At 47.1% G+C, this 22,471-nt stretch carries 17 protein-coding genes; all 17 read right to left on the bottom strand.

What is annotated here, in order from left to right:
- Positions 1–21: 21 nt before the first annotated feature.
- Entirely contained in the window at positions 22–1,098 is a 1,077-nt protein-coding gene (leuB, locus tag OA57_RS10175) for a 3-isopropylmalate dehydrogenase (RefSeq protein WP_034617301.1), read from the bottom strand.
- 25 nt (positions 1,099–1,123) lie between these two features.
- Positions 1,124–2,665: a 2-isopropylmalate synthase gene (gene leuA, locus OA57_RS10170; RefSeq protein WP_034617297.1), complete on the bottom strand. Its 1,542-nt coding sequence runs from the start codon at positions 2,663–2,665 to the stop codon at positions 1,124–1,126.
- Between the two features lie 616 nt (positions 2,666–3,281).
- Positions 3,282–5,114: a glutamine--fructose-6-phosphate transaminase (isomerizing) gene (glmS, locus tag OA57_RS10165; protein ID WP_034617294.1), complete on the bottom strand. Its 1,833-nt coding sequence runs from the start codon at positions 5,112–5,114 to the stop codon at positions 3,282–3,284.
- A gap of 34 nt (positions 5,115–5,148) precedes the next feature.
- Entirely contained in the window at positions 5,149–5,913 is a 765-nt protein-coding gene (locus OA57_RS10160) for a DeoR/GlpR family DNA-binding transcription regulator (RefSeq protein ID WP_268746711.1), read from the bottom strand.
- Between the two features lie 203 nt (positions 5,914–6,116).
- A complete protein-coding gene (locus OA57_RS10155) occupies positions 6,117–6,389 on the bottom strand; it encodes an HU family DNA-binding protein (RefSeq protein WP_034617290.1) in 273 nt (90 codons plus the stop codon).
- 162 nt (positions 6,390–6,551) lie between these two features.
- Complete coding sequence (locus tag OA57_RS10150) at positions 6,552–7,142, bottom strand: YjaG family protein (protein ID WP_034617287.1); 591 nt, start codon at positions 7,140–7,142, stop codon at positions 6,552–6,554.
- Between the two features lie 3 nt (positions 7,143–7,145).
- Positions 7,146–8,219 (bottom strand): uroporphyrinogen decarboxylase, encoded by a 1,074-nt coding sequence (gene hemE, locus OA57_RS10145; protein ID WP_034617284.1) that lies wholly within the window; start codon positions 8,217–8,219, stop codon positions 7,146–7,148.
- Positions 8,216–9,019 carry an NAD(+) diphosphatase gene (nudC, locus tag OA57_RS10140; protein WP_034617281.1) on the bottom strand — a complete coding sequence of 268 codons (804 nt, stop codon included), beginning with the start codon at positions 9,017–9,019 and terminating at the stop codon, positions 8,216–8,218. The genes hemE and nudC overlap by 4 nt, the downstream gene beginning before the upstream one ends.
- A 142-nt stretch (positions 9,020–9,161) precedes the next feature.
- Complete coding sequence (gene rpoC / locus OA57_RS10135; RefSeq protein ID WP_034617273.1) at positions 9,162–13,391, bottom strand: DNA-directed RNA polymerase subunit beta'; 4,230 nt, start codon at positions 13,389–13,391, stop codon at positions 9,162–9,164.
- Positions 13,392–13,474: 83 nt separating this feature from the next.
- A complete protein-coding gene (gene rpoB, locus OA57_RS10130; protein WP_034617262.1) occupies positions 13,475–17,506 on the bottom strand; it encodes a DNA-directed RNA polymerase subunit beta in 4,032 nt (1,343 codons plus the stop codon).
- A 285-nt stretch (positions 17,507–17,791) separates the two neighbouring features.
- Positions 17,792–18,160, bottom strand: coding sequence for a 50S ribosomal protein L7/L12 (gene rplL / locus OA57_RS10125; RefSeq protein WP_034617250.1), 369 nt, complete (start codon positions 18,158–18,160; stop codon positions 17,792–17,794).
- Between the two features lie 54 nt (positions 18,161–18,214).
- On the bottom strand, positions 18,215–18,706 hold the full coding sequence (rplJ, locus tag OA57_RS10120) for a 50S ribosomal protein L10 (protein ID WP_034617238.1): 492 nt from the start codon (positions 18,704–18,706) through the stop codon (positions 18,215–18,217).
- Positions 18,707–18,986: 280 nt separating this feature from the next.
- Positions 18,987–19,679 (bottom strand): 50S ribosomal protein L1, encoded by a 693-nt coding sequence (gene rplA, locus OA57_RS10115; protein ID WP_034617237.1) that lies wholly within the window; start codon positions 19,677–19,679, stop codon positions 18,987–18,989.
- A 4-nt stretch (positions 19,680–19,683) separates the two neighbouring features.
- Positions 19,684–20,112 carry a 50S ribosomal protein L11 gene (rplK, locus tag OA57_RS10110; protein WP_034617235.1) on the bottom strand — a complete coding sequence of 143 codons (429 nt, stop codon included), beginning with the start codon at positions 20,110–20,112 and terminating at the stop codon, positions 19,684–19,686.
- Between the two features lie 138 nt (positions 20,113–20,250).
- Complete coding sequence (gene nusG, locus OA57_RS10105) at positions 20,251–20,805, bottom strand: transcription termination/antitermination protein NusG (protein ID WP_034617232.1); 555 nt, start codon at positions 20,803–20,805, stop codon at positions 20,251–20,253.
- A 3-nt stretch (positions 20,806–20,808) separates the two neighbouring features.
- Positions 20,809–21,219 (bottom strand): preprotein translocase subunit SecE, encoded by a 411-nt coding sequence (secE, locus tag OA57_RS10100; RefSeq protein WP_034617229.1) that lies wholly within the window; start codon positions 21,217–21,219, stop codon positions 20,809–20,811.
- A 199-nt stretch (positions 21,220–21,418) separates the two neighbouring features.
- On the bottom strand, positions 21,419–22,471 hold a 1,053-nt coding region (gene tuf, locus OA57_RS10095; protein WP_034617226.1), incomplete at its 5' end, for an elongation factor Tu.

The following is a 22,471-nucleotide window of genomic DNA, read 5'->3' as shown; positions in this document are numbered from 1 at the left end:
TTCGTTATCTTTACAATCAGGTTAAATCTTGGCGGCGATCAAATCACCCATTTCCGATGTTGAGACCGGTTGGCTGTTATCCGCCAAATCTGCCGTACGATGCCCTTCGGCTAATACAGTTTTGACCGCACTTTCAATCGCTTGTGCCGCCTCTTCCAGATTGAAGCTATAGCGCAACATCATTGCCGCCGACAAAATCTGTGCAATCGGGTTGGCAATATTTTTACCGGCAATATCCGGCGCCGAACCGCCTGCCGGTTCATACAAACCGAAGCCTTGCTCATTCAGGCTGGCGGACGGCAACATGCCCATTGAACCGGTGATCATCGCACATTCATCGGAAATGATGTCGCCGAAGATATTGGAACAGAGCAATACGTCAAAGAACGACGGCTGTTTAATCACCTGCATGGTGGCATTATCAATATAGATATGATCCAACCGCACTTGGGGATAGCCTTTCGCCACCTCAGTCACCACTTCACGCCACAGCACCGAGCTGGTCAACACATTGGCTTTATCGACAGAGGTGACGTGGCTGCTGCGCTTAAGTGCGGTTTCAAACGCAATACGGGCAATGCGCTCGATTTCAAAACGGTGATACACTTCAGTGTCGTATGCTTTTTCCGTTGCGCCTTCACCGTCACGCCCTTTCGGCTGTCCGAAATAGATACCGCCGGTTAATTCACGCACAACCACCATATCAAAACCGGTTGCGGCAATGTCGGCACGCAGCGGACAAAACTTTTCCAACCCTTTGTATAACGTTGCCGGGCGCAAATTGCAGAACAACGCAAAATGTTTTCTTAGCGGCAACAACGCGCCACGCTCAGGCTGCTCCGCCGGCGGCAGATGCTCCCATTTCGGGCCGCCGACCGAACCGAACAGAATCGCATCGGCGGCTTCACAGCCCTGTAAGGTGACGTCTGGCAAGGCTTTGCCGTGATTATCAATCGCCACACCACCGACATCAAAATAGTGGTAGTTCAATTTGAACCGGAATTTTTGCTGTGCGGCGTCCAAGACCTTGATTGCTTGCGCCATAATTTCGGGGCCGATTCCGTCACCGGGTAAAACCGCAATGTTATATGCTTGCATACTCTTTTCCTCTTCGTGTAAACCGTTATTTTTTCGCTTTTAAATCCGCCACTTTATGCGCCCGATAAATCGCATTAATCGCATGAATCAACGCTAACGCCGATGACTCGATAATATCGGTCGCCAATCCGACACCGTGGAATTTACGCCCTTCATGTTCGACCACGATATCAACCTGCCCCAGTGCTTCCGCCCCTTCGCCTTTAGCGGTTAAATTATAGTGCGACATGCTGATATCCAATCCGGTCAATGCCAAAATGGCATTATAGGTTGCATCAACCGGCCCATTGCCGCCGGCGGATACCGTACTTAATTGCTCGCCGTCCAACTCCAGTTGCACAAAAGAGGTTGCCGGAAACTCGCTCACCGAATGCGCGGAGATCTTGTCTAATTTTAACCGATCTTCTTCACCTTGCTGCATATCGATAAACGCCAACGCTTCCAGATCATAATCAAACACCTGTCCTTTTTTGTCCGCTAATTTTAGGAAAGCTTCATACAGTTTATCCAAATCATAATCCGCTTCGGTATACCCCATATCCGCCATATGCCCTTTCACCGCAGCACGACCGGAACGAGCGGTCAGGTTCAATTTCTCTTTTTTCAGTCCGATCGATTCCGGTGTCATGATTTCGTAAGTATTCTTGTTTTTCAGCATCCCGTCTTGATGAATACCGGACGAGTGCGCAAACGCATTGCCGCCGACAATCGCTTTATTCGGTTGAATCGGCATATTGCAAAGTTGGCTGACCATTTGACTAACGCGATGAATCTCTTGGGTATTGATACGAGAATCCACCTTAAACATATCCTGACGGGTTTTAATCGCCATCACCACTTCCTCAAGTGCGGTATTGCCGGCACGTTCGCCAATGCCGTTGACGGTACATTCAATCTGACGTGCGCCGTTCAGCACCGCCGTCAACGAATTAGCGGTCGCCATGCCCAAATCGTTATGGCAATGCACCGACACAATCGCTTTATCGATATTCGGCACGCGATTCATCACCTGATGAATGATATTGCCGTATTCGGTCGGCAGGCAGAAACCGACGGTATCGGGAATATTGACCGTGGTCGCACCGGCATCAATCGCCGCCTCCACCACACGACAGATATTATCCACGCCGGTGCGTCCTGCATCTTCACAAGAAAATTCCACATCGTCGGTATAACGGCGCGCACGTTTAACCGCACTTACCGCCATCTCCACCACATCGTCAAAAGAACGTTTCAGTTTGGCTTCCACGTGCAACGCAGAAGTGGCGATAAAAGTATGAATCCGAAAACGTTCCGCTTCTTTCAATGCTTCATACACCGCATCAATGTCTTTATCCACTGCTCTCGATAAACCGCACACCACTGAGTTTTTGATATGCCGTCCGATGGTGCGCACCGATTCAAAATCGCCCGATGAGGATACCGGAAAACCGACTTCCATCACGTCCACCCCCAACCGTTCTAACGCCAGTGCGATTTGCAGTTTTTCTTTCACCGTCAAACTGGCGCTTAACGCCTGCTCGCCGTCACGCAAGGTAGTATCAAAAATAATTACGTTATCACGCATCACATTTTCCTTAATGTTAATCTTGCCCAAAGTGCGGTGCATAAATGCAAAAAACCCGCAACGTTGTGCGGGTTTAAAACTCTAGTGAACTGTAATTTGCCAATCATCTTCCACAGTCAAGCCGCACAATCAGTTTGCGAGCAAGAGGAGGAGAGAGAAAGCGGCAAATGGAAAGCTCATTGTTATATCCAAAACAGTTGAAACATAATGTGGGCTATTTTTACTTGATAACCGCACTTTGTCAATCAATTAAATAAAATTTTTCACTGATAAATAGGATCTCAATCACAACCAAATTATATAAAATGCTATTTTTATAATTAAATTCAGGATAAAAAATCAAACACTAGTAAAAAATCAGAGTTAATCAATTCTTAACCGCCCATTTACAGAATAGCCCGCTTTTTACACGCTTCCTTACTTTTCGATCACCAAAGTGCGTGCTTCACGAATAAGATGAGCCACATGCTCGGTAGCGACAGACGCATAGAAAATGACTCGAAAGTGCGGTCAATGTATTGGGCAAAGCCGCATATGTGATTTTAGCTGTAAAACGCTGAAACAAAAACCGCACTTTACTTTTTATAGCAAAGTGCGGTCTGACGTCGGCAAGCGCTTACTCTACCGTTACCGCTTTTGCTAGATTCCGAGGTTGGTCAACATCAGTGCCTTTGATTAACGCAACATGATATGCCAGTAGCTGCATTGGGACGGTATAGAAAATTGGCGCTACCACTTCATCCACTTCCGGCATGGTGATGATTTTCATGCCGTCGCCGGAGCTGAAACCGGCTTTTTCATCGGCAAATACATACAGCTGACCACCGCGGGCACGAACTTCTTCAATATTGGATTTCAATTTTTCCAATAATTCATTATTGGGCGCTACCACAATCACCGGCATATCGGCATCAATCAGTGCCAACGGCCCGTGTTTTAATTCACCTGCGGCATACGCTTCGGCATGAATATACGAAATTTCTTTTAGTTTGAGTGCCGCTTCCATTGCAATCGGGTAATATTCGCCGCGCCCCAAGAATAGCGCATGATGCTTCTCGGCAAAATCTTCCGACAGTTTCTCAATTGCGGCATCAAACGCCAATGCTTGCTCAATTTTCGCCGGTAAACTTTGCAACGATTTGATGATTTCACGTTCTTTTTCCGCAGAAATATTGCCGTTAAGTTTGCCGATCGCCAGCACCAATAGCAACATAGTTGCCAGCTGAGTAGTAAACGCTTTGGTCGATGCCACGCCGATTTCCACACCGGCGCGGGTCATAAACGCCAAATCGGATTCACGCACCAGCGATGAGCCGGATACGTTACAAATCGTCATTGCCGACATATAGCCTTTTTCTTTGGCAAGACGCAACGCCGCCAACGTATCGGCGGTTTCGCCCGATTGTGAAAGCGTCAACAGCAGGCTGTTCGGACGGGTTACAAATTTACGGTAGCGAAACTCGGAGGCAATTTCCACATCACAGCTCACCCCTGCCAAGGCTTCAAACCAATAACGCGCCGCCATACCCGAATTATACGAAGTCCCACAGGCTACAATTTGCACGTGTTCTACGTTTTCCAAAATTTCACGTGCGCCGTTACCAATACTCTCAATAATAACCGAATCATTGGCGATACGCCCCTCTAGGGTATTCACAATTGCGGTCGGTTGCTCAAAGATTTCTTTTTGCATAAAGTGGCGGTATTTGCCTTTTTCAGCCGCATCATTTTCCAAATTGGATTCATGAATTTGACGCTCGGCTTTATCACCTTCACGACTATAAATATCAATGGCACGACGGCTGATTTCGGCAATATCGCCCTCTTCCAGAAAGATGAAACGGCGGGTGACGCTTAACAACGCCAGCTGGTCGGAGGCAAGAAAATTTTCACCTAAACCCAATCCGATCACCAACGGACTGCCGGAACGGGCGGCAATTAAATGTTCAGGCTGTTCACGATGCAGCACCACCATGCCGTACGCACCGCTCAGCTGTTTAACGGTTTTTTGTACCGCTTCCAGTAAATTGGTTGAAGTGCGGTATTCCCACTCCACCAAATGCGCGATTACTTCGGTATCGGTTTGCGACAGAAATTGATAGCCGCGCGCTTTTAAGATTTCACGCAACTCTTCATGGTTTTCGATGATACCGTTATGCACCACCGTGATATTGCCGGAAACGTGCGGATGCGCATTGGCTTCCGACGGTTCGCCATGAGTTGCCCAACGGGTATGCGCAATCCCCGTGCCGCCGATTAACGGCTGTTTGGCAACGGCATCGTCCAACGCCTTGACTTTGCCCAGACAACGCACCCGTTGCAAATTATGCCGTTCATCCACCACCGCAACGCCGGCCGAATCATAACCGCGGTATTCCAAACGATGTAAGCCCTCGATTAAAATTTCCGCCACGTCACGTTGTGCTACCGCACCAACAATTCCACACATAGGTTTTCCTCTATATTAATAAACGATAGTAAAATCAGCTTGCCGATACGACGTCGACATGATGCGCTTCTATTTGTGCCGCCATCTCATCGGCAATTTGGTTATCGGTGATCAACACATCGATTTGATCCCAACTTAATTCCAAATTAGGCATCTTGCGGCCGATTTTTTGCGATTCAACCATCACCACCACTTCACGGGCCGTTTCCGCCATGACACGGCTTAAACCGACCAGCTCGTTGAATGTCGTCGTGCCTCTGGCTAAATCAATGCCGTCGGCACCGATAAACAGTTGATCAAAATCATAAGAACGCAGTACTTGTTCGGCGATTTGCCCTTGAAAAGATTCCGAACGGATATCCCACGTACCGCCCGTCATCAATAACGTCGGTTCGTTTTCCAGCTCGGTCAATTGATTGGCAACGGTCAGTGAGTTGGTCATCACCACCAGTCCCTGTTTAGGAGTCAGCTGTCTGATTAGCGCCGCCGTTGTACTGCCGGAGTCGATAATAATCCGATTATGATCACGAATACGTGCCGCAGCCGCCTGCGCAATTGCCAATTTGCTTTGCGAAAACGCTTCATCCTGCTCGTCGGACAAAATTTCACTCGGCATCAAAACCGCACCGCCATAACGGCGCAACAACAAACCGTTGCTTTCAAGTGCGGTCAGATCCTTACGAATCGTCACTTCAGACGTATTAAAATGTTGTACCAGACTTTCTACCGACACCTCGCCCTGCTGCTGTAATAGCTGCATAATCAAGTGACGACGTTGGATGCTGTTTCGTTTTGACAAAATATCTTTCCAAACGGTTATTATAAGTTTCGATTCGGAATTATATAGTGTTAAATCGGTATGTGCAATACTGTTTTCGTTTCATCTTGTCCGACCGCTGCAAAATACATACGGTAACACGACAAGCTTTTTCATCGGCAATAAATTTCAGACATAAAAAAACCTCTGTGATACACAGAGGTTATGTTCGGTACTACCTGTTCTTATTTGATAGCATCTTTCAACGCTTTACCGGAAACAAACGCAGGAACTTTCGCTGCCGCGATTTGGATTTCCTGTCCGGTTTGCGGATTGCGACCGGTACGCGCCTGACGCTGGTTGACTTTAAACGTACCAAAACCGATCAATTGCACTGCGTCACCGGCTTTTAAGCTGTCGGTGATAGCAGTCAATGTTGCTTCCAAAGCTGCTTTAGCTTGTTTTTTGTTTAACTCTGCAGCAGATGCAATTGCATCGATTAATTCTGCTTTATTCATAAGATAGTACCCCTTGTTATTGATGTTTAAGTTAAGCTTTTGTATGGATTGAATATATCAATATTCCTGGTTCAACAGCTGTCTAAAAACAGTATCGTAAGATTAATCTAAGTTGCTTGAGATTGAAAGTCATAAATCATGAAATCTTGCGAAAAATCACATTTACCGGTCAATTTTTATACCAATATTACTTATTCCTTCCTCGCGCAACTCATTTTTCAAACTTAACAGCAAAGCGATATCCCTTTCCTCCGCCTCGTGCAGAGTGCGGTATATCAGCCATTGCACGTCCAACTCCTGCTGAATCTCTTCCGCTTGCTTCAACTCCTGTTCATTCAGCGTGCGGTCTTGTTCGGTTTCCAACAAGGCAGCCACCGTCTGTAACGACAATTTACTGACCAGAATCGCCTGCTCCAGACTGGAACCTGAAATAATGGTATGCAACACTTCCGACAAGCCTTCACAAGCATCTGCTGCCGGAAAAACACCATAAGAATCATACTCATTGATATCCGGAATAATCGCTTCCAGCTTTTCCAACTGTGATTCAAAATTAATTTTGGCGCCTTTAACGGTCAGATATTCCCACACCAAATTCAGAATATTTTGATAAGTCTTACTCTCTTGCGCCTTGTCGTGCATTTGGCAAAAAAGCTGAAAATTCGGGTACATTCTTTCGCACAAGCACAGCATAAATGCTAAATGCTGCCAAGTTTCAAAATGCTCCAGACGTTTTTGAATCGGATTGCGCATAGATTATTTTCCTGCCTGATGATAAGGTTGTGATAAGCGGTGGACGGCATCGACCAGATAAGCCGGGCTCTCTTGCGGCACATCCTGATGAATGCCGTGCCCCAGATTAAATACATGGCCGCTGCCCGTGCCGAAATCGTGCAAAATTTGTTGAACTTCTTGTTCGATCCGCACTTTGCCCGCATACAACACGCTCGGATCCATATTGCCCTGTAGCGCCACTTTGTGCCCGATTCGTTCCCTTGCCTGCGCCAGATTGACCGTCCAGTCCAATCCGACCGCATCACAACCGGTGTCGGCAATCGCTTCCAGCCATAAACCGCCGCCTTTGGTAAACAAGGTGACCGGCACGCGCCGACCACGATATTCACGAATAAGACCCGCTACAATTTTGTGCATATATTGCAATGAGAAATCCCGATAATCCCGATGCGCCAAAACACCGCCCCAGGTATCGAAAATCATCACCGCCTGCGCCCCGGCCCGGATCTGCGCATTCAAATATAAAATCACGCTGTCCGCCAGTTTATCCAACAGTTGATGCAGCAAGTGCGGTTCGGCATACAACATTTTTTTAATTTTAGTGAAAGCTTTACTGCCGCCGCCTTCCACCATGTAAGTCGCCAATGTCCACGGACTACCGGAAAAACCGATCAGCGGCACACTGCCGTCTAACGCCTGAGAAATCGTGCGCACGGCATTCATGACATACTGTAGCTCTTGCTCCGGATCAGGAATCGGTAAATTCGCCACATCACGCTGATTTTCAATCGGTTTGGCAAATTTCGGCCCTTCACCGGCACCAAAACTCAAGCCCAATCCCATCGCATCGGGAATGGTTAAAATATCGGAAAACAGAATCGCAGCATCCAGTGCATAACGGCGCAACGGCTGTAACGTCACTTCACAAGCCAGCTCCGCATTACGGCACAACGCCATAAAATCGCCGGCTTGCGCACGAGTCGCTTTGTATTCCGGCAAATAACGGCCTGCCTGACGCATCATCCAAATCGGTGTCATATCGATAGGTTGGCGCAATAGCGCACGTAAATAACGATCATTCTTTAATGCTGTCATGCTGTAGTCTCTTCCTTATTTTTATCTTCCAGTGCACAAATCGCTTGTGTCATTTTAATCAATTTCAGCGCAATCGTGCCTTCAGGCGGCAATGCCGGTAAGCCGGAATCATATTTAAACCAGCCGGCATCGTTTAGTTCTTCTTTCTGCACCTTGATCTCGCCGCCGTCATAATCCGCCAAAAATCCCAACATGAGGGAATTGGGAAACGACCAAGGCTGGCTGCCGATATAGCGGATATTTTTAATTTTTAAACCGCTCTCTTCAAACACTTCCCGCTCGACCGTCTGTTCCAGCGTTTCCCCGACTTCGACAAACCCCGCCAGCACGGTATAGAGTTTTTCTTGTACGTGCCGTGCATGATTTGCCAATAAAATCGAATCGCCTTTGCGCACCGCCACGATAATGGAAGGCGCAATCATCGGATAAGTGCGGTGTCGGCAAACACGGCATTCCACCGCCCATTCATGCGGCGTCAGTGTTCTCGTCCGATTGCCGCAAACGCCGCAAAAACGGTGCGTTTTCCAAAAATGGTTCAATGCCACACCACGATTGAGCAGATTAAAGGTTCGCTCCGGCAGTACCAGCTGATCGCGTAAAGAAAAATAATCGCGCGTATCCTCAAACTCTTCCACCAGCCACAAAGGCGCATCACGGTATTCGCCGATCACCATACCGGGTTTACCGGCCAGCGCCAAATCCACTGCCGTCCCGCATGGCAATTCGCCTTGCTGTAAATAAACGGCGCTGCCTTTGGTCAATAACCAATAACCGAAATCCTGCGCTTGAATCTGTTTCATGCTGAATCTGCCCGTGTTGCTTTCAAGTGCGGTTATTATAAAGGGAATTTCAATGTTTTGCTAAATAAGCCTAACAAAAAAACCCAAAGCGCACCGCACTTTGGGTTTTATTCCGTCAGATTTTGGCCGCAGCCAAAATCACTTACTCGAATTCAGCGGACATATTCAGCATTTCTGCCAGATTTGCCGTCGCTTCATCGGCATCAAACTTGCTATCGATCTCTTCCAACGGGACATTTTCCGATTTAATGCCTTTACCGTTGTGACGGTTTTGGTGATAAACATAACCGGTACCGGCCGGAATCAAACGACCGACAATCACGTTCTCTTTGAGACCACGCAACTCGTCACGTTTCCCCGCAACCGCCGCTTCAGTCAACACGCGTGTGGTTTCCTGGAATGATGCCGCAGAGATAAAGGATTCGGTTGCCAACGATGCTTTGGTAATCCCCAGCAGTTCGCGTTCGAATTCCACCGGCGGTTTGCCTTCGGCTTCACGCTGACGGTTAACGATTTTAACGCGCGCCACTTCCACTTGCTCCCCTTCCAGGAATTCAGAGTCGTGAGCCTGAGTAATAATCCCTTTACGCAGCATTTGACGAACGATAACTTCGATGTGCTTATCGTTAATTTTTACCCCTTGCAGGCGATAAACTTCCTGAACTTCGTTCACGATATAGTCGGTCACGGCATGGATACCGCGCAGGCGCAGAATATCGTGCGGCGTTTCCGCCCCTTCCGAAATAATATCGCCGCGGGAGACCAATTCGCCCTCAAACACGTTCAGCTGACGCCATTTCGGAATCATCTCTTCATACACTTCGCCTTCGCTCGGTGTAATCAATAAGCGACGTTTGCCTTTGGTTTCTTTACCAAACGAGACGACACCGGAAATTTCCGCCATAATCGCAGGCTCTTTCGGTTTACGCGCTTCAAACAAGTCCGCTACGCGCGGCAAACCACCGGTAATATCTTTCGTGCCGGCAGATTCTTGCGGAATACGCGCCAACGGCTCACCGATGCTGATATTGGCATTGTCGTCCAACGTCACAATCGCTTTGCCCGGCAGGAAGTATTGCGCCGGCACATCAGTACCCGTGATCAATACCGGATTACCTTTAGCATCGACGATACGCAATGCCGGACGTAAATCTTTCCCTGCGGTAGCACGTTCACCGACATCTTGAATCACGACGGAAGACAAGCCTGTCAGTTCATCGGTTTGGCGCGTCACTGTGACACCGTCGATAATATCGACGAATTCCACTCGACCTTCCACCTCAGAGATAACCGGCATGGTATGCGGATCCCAGTTGGCGATGATTTCGCCGGCATTAACTTCGCTGCCGTCGTTTTTGCTCAGAATCGCACCGTAAGGCACTTTATAGTTCTCTTTGGTACGCCCGAAAGCATCAATCACCGTCAATTCGGTATTACGCGAGGTAATGACCAGTTTGCCGTCTTTGTTCGTAACAAATTTCGCATTAGCCAAGCGAATGCTGCCATTGTTTTTGATCTGAATACTGGATTCGGAAGCCGCTCTCGATGCCGCCCCCCCGATATGGAAAGTCCGCATCGTCAGCTGTGTTCCCGGTTCCCCGATAGATTGTGCCGCAATAACCCCGACCGCTTCACCGTTATTGATCAAATGTCCGCGCGCCAAATCACGGCCGTAACATTTGGCACATACGCCGAAATCGGTGCTACAGGTTACCACTGACCGCACTTTGATGCTGTCGACGGAATTGGCGTCAATCACATCACACAATTTTTCATCAAGTAACGTATTGCGTGCAATCAAGACTTGATCCGTTCCCGGAACCAGTATGTCTTCGGCCACAACCCGCCCTAAAACACGTTCACGCAAGGCTTCTTTCACATCGCCGCCTTCGATCAACGGCGTCATGACGATCCCTTCTTCAGTGCCGCAATCATCTTCTACGATCACCAAATCTTGCGCCACATCAACCAAACGACGGGTCAAATAACCGGAGTTCGCCGTTTTAAGTGCGGTATCCGCCAACCCTTTACGCGCTCCGTGGGTTGAAATAAAGTATTGTAGTACGTTCAACCCTTCACGGAAATTCGCAGTAATCGGTGTTTCGATAATCGAGCCGTCCGGACGTGCCATCAAGCCACGCATTCCCGCCAACTGACGAATCTGTGCTGCAGAACCCCGCGCACCGGAATCCGCCATCATAAAGATACTGTTGAAAGACGCTTGTTTTTCCAATTCGCCGTCACGGTTAACCACTTCTTCGGTCGAAAGGTTGTCCATCATCGCTTTGGCGACACGCTCATTCGCCGCCGCCCAAATATCGATTACTTTATTATAACGCTCACCGGCAGTTACCAAACCGGACTGGAACTGCTCCTGAATCTCTTCGACTTCGCTTTCCGCCGCAGAAATAATTTCATGCTTCTGTTCAGGGATTACCATATCGTCAATCCCGACCGAAGCCCCCGAACGTGCCGCATAGGCAAAACCGGTATACATGATTTGGTCGGCAAAAATAACACTTGCTTTCATGCCCAACAGACGATAGCAGGCATTGATCAAACGAGAAATCGCTTTTTTGCCTAACGTTTGGTTGAACAATTCAAACGGCATACCTTTCGGCGCAATCATCCACAAAATCGCTCGCCCAATCGTAGTTTCGGTCAGGGTGGTCACCGCCTCAAATTCATTGCTGGAAGATTTAACATATTCGGTGATCCGCACTTTCACACGGGCATGTAGTTCCGCTTCTCCGGTACGGTAGGCCTTTTCAGCCTCCAGCGGATTTTGCAGATACATGCCTTCGCCCTTGGCGTTAACTTTTTCGCGGGTCATGTAATACAGACCCAATACTACGTCTTGCGACGGAACAATAATCGGTTCGCCGTTCGCCGGCGACAAAATATTATTGGTCGACATCATCAATGCACGCGCTTCCAGTTGGGCTTCCAACGTCAACGGCACGTGTACTGCCATTTGGTCGCCGTCAAAGTCGGCATTAAACGCAGCACACACCAACGGGTGCAACTGGATCGCTTTGCCTTCGATCAAGAGCGGTTCAAACGCCTGAATCCCCAAACGGTGCAAGGTTGGCGCACGGTTTAACAGAATCGGGTGTTCGCGAATCACATCGGCCAAAATATCCCAGACAATCGCATCTTCACGCTCGACCATTTTCTTGGCGGCTTTAATGGTTGAAGCATAGCCTTGACTTTCCAGTTTGGCATAGATAAACGGTCGGAACAGTTCCAGCGCCATTTTTTTCGGCAACCCGCATTGGTGCAGATGCAAATATGGACCGACGGTAATCACCGAACGGCCGGAATAGTCGACACGTTTCCCCAATAGGTTTTGACGGAAACGTCCTTGTTTCCCTTTAATCATGTCGGCAAGGGATTTCAATGCCCGTTTGTTGGAACCGGTAATCGCACGACCACGGCGACCGTTGTCCAGCAAGGCATCAACCGATTCCTGCAACATACGTTTTTCATTGCGTACGATAATATCCGGCGCAACCAGATCCAATAAACGTTTTAAACGGTTATTACGGTTGATCACTCGACGATACAAATCGTTCAGATCAGAGGTCGCAAAACGACCGCCGTCCAGCGGCACCAACGGACGTAGATCCGGCGGTAATACCGGCAACACGGTCAGCACCATCCATTCCGGATTATTGCCGGATTGGATAAAGGCTTCCAGTAATTTCAAGCGCTTGGTAATTTTTTTGCGTTTGGTTTCAGAGCTGGTTTCTTGCAGTTCTTCACGCAGGGTTTCACACTCGTGTGCCAAATCCATTTGCTGTAACAAATGCTGGATGGCTTCCGCCCCCATTTTCGCTTCAAATTCGTCCGCCCAGCGATCTTCGGCATCCATGAATTGCTCTTCGGTCAGCAATTGTCCACGTTCCAGATCCGTCATGCCCGGTTCGGTCACGATATAAGATTCGAAATACAGCACACGCTCAATATCACGCAACGGCATATCCAACAGCAAGCCGATACGGGACGGCAACGATTTCAAGAACCAGATGTGAGCGACCGGAGAAGCCAACTCAATATGCCCCATGCGTTCACGACGCACTTTGGTTTGTGTCACTTCAACGCCGCATTTTTCACAGATCACGCCGCGATGTTTCAGACGCTTATATTTGCCGCATAAGCATTCATAATCTTTTACCGGCCCGAAAATACGCGCACAGAACAAGCCGTCACGTTCCGGCTTGAAAGTGCGGTAGTTGATGGTTTCCGGTTTTTTCACTTCCCCGAATGACCATGAACGGATCATATCCGGCGAGGCGAGGCCGATTTTAATCACATCAAAATCTTCAGAAGATTTTGTTTGTGCTTTCAAAAACTTGACTAAGTCTTTCACAGATTTGCTCCTGTCGGAGTTAAACTTAATTCAAGTGCGGTCAGACCGCACTTGAGCATACTTTCTATCTCGAAACGCTAACCTTACTGGTCTTCATCCAAATCAATGTTGATACCCAGAGAACGAATCTCTTTCAACAATACATTGAACGATTCCGGCATACCCGGTTCCATTTGGTGAGAGCCGTCCACAATGTTTTTATACATTTTGGTTCGACCGTTCACGTCATCGGATTTCACGGTCAACATCTCTTGCAGGGTGTAAGCGGCACCATAAGCTTCCAATGCCCAGACTTCCATCTCCCCGAACCGTTGTCCCCCAAATTGGGCTTTACCGCCCAGCGGCTGTTGGGTAACCAAGCTATAAGAGCCGGTCGAGCGGGCATGCATTTTATCGTCAACCAAGTGATTCAGTTTCAGCATATACATATAGCCGACTGTAACCGGACGCTCGAATTTCTCGCCGGTACGTCCGTCAAACAAGGTAATCTGACCGGAAGTCGGTAAATCCGCCAACTGCAGCAAGCCTTTGATTTCACTTTCATGCGCACCGTCAAACACCGGAGTGGCCAACGGCATCCCTTTACGCAGATTTTGTGCCAGGCGAATCACTTCGTCATCACTGAAAGTTGATAAATCCACTTGTTGGGAAACATCACCCAAGTCATAGGCACGCTGAATATATTCACGTAATTTTGCCACAGACTGCTGCTGTTTAATCATGGCGTTGATCTTGTCACCGATTCCTTTTGCCGCCAATCCCAAATGAGTTTCCAGAATCTGCCCGATATTCATCCGTGACGGAACCCCCAGCGGGTTCAAAACGATATCGACGGGCTGCCCGTTTTCGTCGTACGGCATGTCTTCAACCGGGTTGATTTTTGAGATAACCCCTTTGTTACCGTGACGCCCCGCCATTTTATCGCCGGGCTGAATTTGACGTTTCACCGCAAGATAAACTTTAACGATTTTCAACACACCCGGTGCCAAATCATCGCCTTGAATAATCTTGTTGCGTTTGATTTCCAGTTTACGTTCAAAGTCTTTGCGCAATTCTTCGTGCTGTTCTGCCAACTGTTCCAGCTGGTTTTGCAGATTTTCATCACTCAAAGATTGCTCCAACCATTGATTGCGTGTCAGTTTATCCAGTTGTTTTTCATCAAAACCGTTATTTAACAACAAATTGCGTACACGGGTAAACAAACCGGCTTCCAAGATTTCCAGCTCTTCAACCAAATCTTTCTTGGCTTGCTTCAACTGCATTTCTTCGATTTCGAGCGCACGCTTGTCTTTCTCTACACCGTCACGGGTAAAGACTTGCACGTCAATCACTGTCCCGGAAACACTATTTGGCACACGCAATGAAGAATCTTTCACATCAGAAGCTTTCTCACCGAAAATGGCACGCAGTAATTTTTCTTCCGGCGTTAATTGCGTTTCACCTTTCGGTGTCACTTTACCGACCAGAATATCGCCGCCTTTCACTTCCGCCCCGATATACACGATACCGGATTCATCCAACTTGCTCAGCGCCGCTTCACCGACGTTAGGAATATCGGCCGTAATCTCTTCCGCACCTAATTTGGTATCACGTGCTACCGCAGTCAGTTCTTGAATGTGAATAGTGGTAAAACGATCTTCCTGCACCACGCGCTCGGACACTAACATCGAGTCTTCAAAATTGTAGCCGTTCCATGGCATAAATGCCACGCGCATATTTTGACCTAGCGCCAGTTCACCCAAATCGGTTGAAGGGCCGTCAGCCAGTACTTCACCGCGCTCAATCGGTTCGCCCAATGAAATGCAAGGCACCTGATTGATACAGGTGTTCTGGTTGGAACGGGTGTATTTGGTCAAGTTATAAATATCAATGCCTGCTTCGCCCGGCACGGTTTCATCTTCATTGACTTTAATCACGATACGGGAAGCATCAATATATTGAACATAACCGCCGCGTTTTGCGACCACGGTTACCCCCGAGTCGACCGCAACCGCTTTTTCAATCCCGGTTCCGACCAACGGTTTATCCGCCCGCAAAGTCGGTACTGCCTGACGCTGCATGTTCGCACCCATCAAGGCACGGTTGGCATCGTCATGCTCAAGGAAAGGAATCAATGCGGCAGCAACAGAAACAACCTGCTGGGTGGAAACGTCCATATAATGGATATCTTCCGCACGATACAGTCCGGATTCGCCGTGTTCACCACGACAGGTGACAAATGCATCGGTAAAACGGGAATCTTCATCCAAATTTGAGTTTGCCTGCGCAATCACATATTTGCCTTCTTCAATTGCCGACAAATATTCGATCTCTTCCGTTACCTGACCGTCAACCACTTTACGATACGGCGTTTCTAAGAAGCCATAATCATTAGTCCGGGCATACACGGACAATGAGTTGATCAAACCGATATTCGGTCCTTCCGGCGTTTCAATCGGGCAAACACGTCCGTAGTGAGTGGCATGAACGTCACGCACCTCAAAGCCGGCTCTTTCACGGGTCAAACCGCCCGGCCCCAAGGCTGAAATACGACGTTTATGCGTTACTTCTGACAATGGATTGTTTTGATCCATAAATTGCGACAATTGGGAAGAACCGAAAAACTCTTTCACCGCTGCCGAAATCGGTTTAGCATTGATCAAGTCTTGCGGTGTCACACCGTCCAGATCGCCTAAAGAAAGACGCTCTCTAACCGCTCTTTCAACGCGCACCAAGCCGATTCGGAATTGGTTCTCGGCCATTTCACCCACAGAACGGATACGGCGGTTACCCAAATGGTCGATGTCATCGACTTCACCGCGACCATTACGGATTTCAATCAGTTTTTTCATCACCAGAACAATATCGTCATTGCTCAGGATACCACTGCCTTCCCCTTCGGGAATACTCAAAGAGCGGTTAAACTTCATCCGTCCGACCGCTGATAAATCATAACGATCGCTAGAGAAGAACAGATTATCAAATAACGATTCCGCCGCTTCTTTTGTCGGTGGCTCGCCGGGACGCATCATACGGTAAATTTCAACCAATGCACTTAAACGATCACTGGAAGAATCGACCCGCAACGTTTCTGAAATATAAGGACCGTGATCCAAATCATTGGTAAACAGGACTTCAATATCCTTATAACCGGCCTGACTCAGTTTTGCTAAGATCTCCAGACTGATTTCGGTATTGGCTGCACAGATAATTTCACCGCTCTCAAGATCAACATAATCTTTCGCAACAATTTTACCGACAATATATTCGGTCGGCACAACAACTTGAGAGATATTATCTTGCTCCAACAGGCGGATGTGACGGGCGGTAATACGGCGACCGCGTTCAACATACACCGTACCGTTCGCTTCAATGTCAAAGCTGGCCGTTTCGCCGCGCAAACGCTCAGGAACAAGATCCATCATAAGCGTATTATCGCTGATCGAGAAATTCACTTTCTCAAAGAACAGTGCCAAAATTTCTTCGGTCGAATAATTCAAGGCACGTAAAATAATCGTGGCCGGTAATTTTCGACGGCGGTCAATCCGTGCAAACAGATTATCTTTCGGATCAAATTCAAAATCCAACCATGAACCGCGGTAAGGAATGATACGTGCATTGTAAAGCACTTTCCCCGAAGAGTGTGTTTTCCCTTTGTCACTGTCGAAAAATACACCCGGACTACGGTGTAATTGAGAAACGATAACACGCTCGGTACCGTTAATGACAAAAGTTCCGTTATCGGTCATCAACGGGATTTCCCCCATATAAACATCATTTTCTTTGATGTCTTTCACGGTTCCCGGGGCAGCATCACGATCATAGCTGACCAAACGCAGTTTTACTCTTAACGGCGCAGAATAAGTGGTTCCACGAATCTGACATTCACGCACATCAAAGACAGGCTCACCCAGTTTATAGCTCACATATTGCAATTCCGTGCTACCGTTATTGCTGACAATCGGAAACACGGAACGAAATGCAGCCTCCAGGCCTTGCTGACCTTCCGGATCTTGTTGAATAAATTTATCGAAAGAGTCGATTTGGATTGTTAATAAATAAGGTACATTTAAAACTTGTTGGCGTTTGCCAAAGTTTTTACGAATACGTTTTTTCTCGGTATAGGAGTAAACCATAGGGTTCCTCTGCTTGCTGATCGGTGACCCAAAATTCGCGCACACTTGCGATCAAGTTAACAAGGTGGCAATGCTATCGATACCGTTTGTTGGTACCGCACTTTTGTGCTATTGCTAGCAAAACTTCGGTGCAGGCTTGAAAATTCAACAAAACGCTCATTTTTCAAGCGAGAATAAAAGTAAAAAAACGGCATATTTACTTCTATTTTTTAAAGGCACAAAATGGCTAGCAGTATAAACCGCTAGCCATTCGCCTATAATAGGCTTTAAACCAAATAAAATTAATTATTTGAGTTCAACAGAAGCGCCCGCTTCTTCTAATGCTTTTTTCAGTTCTTCGGCTTCAGCTTTAGAGATACCTTCTTTCAGCGCTGCCGGTGCAGATTCAACCAAGTCTTTGGCTTCTTTCAAGCCTAAACCGGTTGCACTGCGTACCGCTTTGATAACAGCAACTTTGTTAGCACCTGCCGCAGTTAATACTACGTCAAATTCAGTTTTCTCTTCAGCTGCTTCTGCCGGACCTGCCGCTACCGCTACTGCCGCCGCTGCCGCAGAAACACCAAATTTTTCTTCCATCGCAGTGATTAATTCTACGATTTCAGTTACAGATTTAGAAGCAATCGCTTCAATGATTTGTTCGTTAGTTAATGACATAACAATCAATTCCTAAAGTAAATAAATTAAACGAGGTAAGAAATGCTTTGATAATTAAGCAGCTTCTTGTAATTTGTCGCGCAATGCCGCAAGAGTGCGAACCAGTTTTCCTGCCGCAGCTTCTTTCATAGTACCCATTAAACGTGCAATCGCTTCTTCGTAAGTCGGTAATGTTGCTAAGAATTCAACATCTTGGATCTTACCTTCGAAGGCGGCGCCTTTAATTTCAAACTTATCGTTTGTTTTTGCAAAATCTTTGAACAGACGTGCCGCAGCACCCGGATGTTCGTTAGAAAAAGCGATAAGTGTCGGACCTGTCATCACGTCTTTTAAACACTCGTAATCAGTGCCTTCTACCGCACGACGTAATAAAGTATTACGCACGACACGCATATTGACACCGGCTTCACGCGCGGTTTTACGCAATTCAGTCATTTTATCGACGGTTACACCACGGGAATCCGCAATGACTGCCGATAGGGCACCTTTGGCTGCTTCGTTTACTTCAGCAACAATTGCTTGTTTGTCTTGAAGATTTAATGCCATTGGCTTGTAGCTCCTGAATACACTCCGGTTTCCCGGATTTAAATTACCCGACATGCAAGCATATCGGGACGTCTCTCGGTGCACAGAAGCAGAAATTTCTATCTCTGTTCAGTTCACCATCTACGCAGGATAATTAAGAAATTGCAGTGTAAAGCATATTCCCCTGCGGTCTTGGATGAGGCTTGAATGAGGTCAAGCACCAACCAGATTTTCGGTCAGAAAACAACCGAAAAATAAGGAACGGATTATATACATAATCCGCTACCCTGTAAAGTTTTTATTAGCTCAGGCTAGTTTGATCAATTGTTACGCCGGCGCCCATTGTAGTGGACAAACTGACTTTCTTGATAAACACGCCTTTAGATGAAGCCGGTTTTGCTTTGGCTAAAGCAGCCAACAATGCTTCCAAGTTTTCTTTGATTTGTGCGGTTTCAAAGCTCACTTTACCAATAGTAGTGTGAATGATACCGTTTTTATCATTGCGGTAACGAACCTGACCGGATTTTGCATTCTTAACCGCTTCTGCAACGTTAGGTGTTACAGTACCGACTTTCGGGTTCGGCATTAAGCCGCGCGGTCCTAAAATTTGACCCAATTGACCGACAACGCGCATTGCATCCGGAGAAGCAATTACTACATCGAAGTTCATTTCGCCTTTTTTGACCAATTCAGCCAAATCGTCCATACCGACCAGATCGGCACCGGCCTCTTTTGCCGCTTCTGCGTTAGCGCCTTGGGTAAATACCGCAACACGCACGTCACGACCTGTACCATGTGGTAATACGGTTGCACCACGAACGTTTTGATCGGATTTACGGGCTTCAATCCCCAAATTAACGGCAACATCGACACTTTCAACAAATTTGGCTGTCGCCAATTCTTTCAATAAAGCAACAGCTTCATTGATTTCATATACTTTAGTCGAATCTACTTTTTCTTGGATCGCTTTCATACGTTTGGTTAGTTTAGCCATTTGATTAGTCCTCCACTACCAAGCCCATTGAACGAGCGGTACCTTCAATAGATTTCATTTTGGTTTCAATACTTGCCCCAGTCATATCAGCTGCTTTGGTCTCAGCGATTTCCTGAATCTGTTGACGGGTTACTTTACCGACTTTTTCTTTATTCGGTTTACCGGATCCGGATTTTACACCAGCTGCTTTTTTCAATAAAACTGCCGCCGGCGGTGTTTTAGTGATAAAAGTGAAAGAGCGGTCTGCGTAAACTGTAATAACTACAGGAATCGGTAAGCCTTTTTCCAGGCTGTCCGTACGCGCATTGAACGCTTTACAGAATTCCATGATATTAACACCTTGCTGACCCAATGCAGGACCAACCGGTGGACTTGGATTTGCCATACCGGCCGCAACTTGCAGCTTAACGTAGGCTTGTACTTTCTTTGCCATTTTAGTTTCCTCTTGACGGGTATTATCGCCTTTCGGCTCCCCTGTTTTATAAAGTGCGGTATTTTAATTAAACACCACTTTCTTTTCAAGTATTTCCTAGAAAAATACTTGCATGATTTTTATTCGAATAATACCGAATTAAACTGCTTTTTCCACTTGGCGGAATTCCAATTCTACCGGCGTAGCACGCCCGAAAATAGATACGGAAACTTTCAAGCGACTCTTATCGTAATCAACTTCTTCCACCGTACCGTTGAAATCCATGAATGGACCTTCAGTGACTCGAACTTCTTCTCCTGGTTGGAACAAGGTTTTTGGTCTTGGTTTGTCGCCATCTTGCTGCAAACGGTTCAGAATAATATCGGCTTCACGGTTGGAAATCGGTGCCGGCTTATCCGGCGTCCCGCCAATAAATCCCATCACACGCGGTACACTTCTCACCAAATGCCAAGTATCATCATTCATTTCCATTTGAACCAAAACATAACCGGGGAAAAATTTACGCTCGCTTTTACGGCGCTTCCCACCAATATTTTCAACCACTTCTTCCGTAGGTACCAAAACTTCACCAAACTGATCTTCCATATTATGCTGTTTGATGTATTCAACCAATGTTTTGGCGACACGGCCTTCAAAGCCGGAAAACGCTTGTAAGACATACCAACGTTTTTTAGGTGCTGTATTCTCACTCATAAATTAAAATCTCAGGTTGGTTAAAAATGAAATCACGGCAATAATCAAAGAATCAAATCCCCACAAAACTAAAGAAACGACAACAGTGACACCGAAAACAATTAACGTCGTCTGCGTAGCTTCGGAACGTGTAGGCCAAACAATTTTTCTTAATTCAGTACGGGACTCTCTCAAAAAAGAAAGTGCTTTCTTTCCTTGGTTGGTTATCGCGGCTAACCCCAGTGCTATCGCCATCAGTACGACAACACCCACTACACGTACGGCCAAATTGAAATCATCGCCAAAATAAGCATTACCAACCGCAGCCAGTACAATTAATAACACTACCAGAATCCAAAGCAAACTATTCGTTGCTTTGCCTTTACCTTCCGGATTTTCTATCAGTGTTTGTTTTTTAGTATTTTCTGAACTCATACTTTATTTCTATCCGCATCAGTGAATAACTGTATATTTTTGAACGCGTGATTGTAGCACTTTCTTTATTCAATGAATAGGTCAATTACACGAAAAGCCACAATTTCTTCAATCGGTCTTTTTCATGCTATATGCAAATTACCCATATAAAAAAGGCACTATAAAAGTGCCTTTTCATCATTTGATTATTTAAAATCAATTATTTAATGATTTTCGCAACAACACCCGCACCAACAGTACGGCCACCTTCACGAATCGCAAAGCGCAAGCCTTGATCCATCGCAATCGGGTGAATCAGGCTGACAACCATTTTGATGTTGTCGCCCGGCATAACCATTTCCACGCCTTCCGGTAACTCGATTGTGCCGGTTACGTCTGTGGTACGGAAATAGAATTGTGGACGGTAGCCTTTGAAGAATGGCGTATGACGACCACCTTCGTCTTTCGACAATACGTACACTTCTGATTCGAAATCAGTGTGCGGAGTGATTGAACCCGGTTTTGCCAATACTTGACCACGTTCGATTTCTTCACGTTTCGTACCACGCAACAATGCACCGATGTTCTCCCCTGCACGACCTTCGTCTAACAGTTTACGGAACATTTCAACACCGGTTACGGTGGTTTTGGTGGTGTCTTTGATGCCGACGATTTCAACTTCGTCACCAGTGCGGACAATACCGCGCTCAACACGACCGGTCACGACGGTACCACGACCTGAGATGGAGAATACGTCTTCGATCGGCAACAGGAACGGTTGGTCAATCGCACGCTCCGGCTCAGGAATGTAAGTATCCAAGTGCTCTGCCAATTCGATGATTTTCGCTTCCCATTCCGCATCGCCTTCCAACGCTTTCAACGCAGAACCACGCACGATAGGCGTATCATCACCCGGGAAGTCGTATTGAGACAGAAGTTCACGCACTTCCATTTCAACCAGTTCCAACAACTCTTCATCGTCAACCATGTCGCATTTGTTCAGGAATACGATGATGTAAGGAACGCCTACTTGGCGACCCAACAGGATGTGTTCACGGGTTTGCGGCATTGGGCCGTCTGTTGCCGCCACAACCAGAATCGCTCCGTCCATTTGCGCCGCACCGGTAATCATGTTTTTAACATAGTCGGCGTGTCCCGGACAGTCAACGTGTGCATAGTGGCGAGTCGGGGTGTCGTATTCAACGTGTGAGGTGTTGATGGTGATACCACGGGCTTTTTCTTCCGGTGCGTTATCGATTTGGTCGAATGCACG

The sequence above is a fragment of the Chelonobacter oris genome (assembly GCF_000772535.1).
GTDB classification, from domain to species: Bacteria; Pseudomonadota; Gammaproteobacteria; order Enterobacterales; family Pasteurellaceae; genus Chelonobacter; species Chelonobacter oris.
Note: the sequence above shows the minus strand (reverse complement) of the source record. Positions and strands in the feature narration are given on the sequence as shown.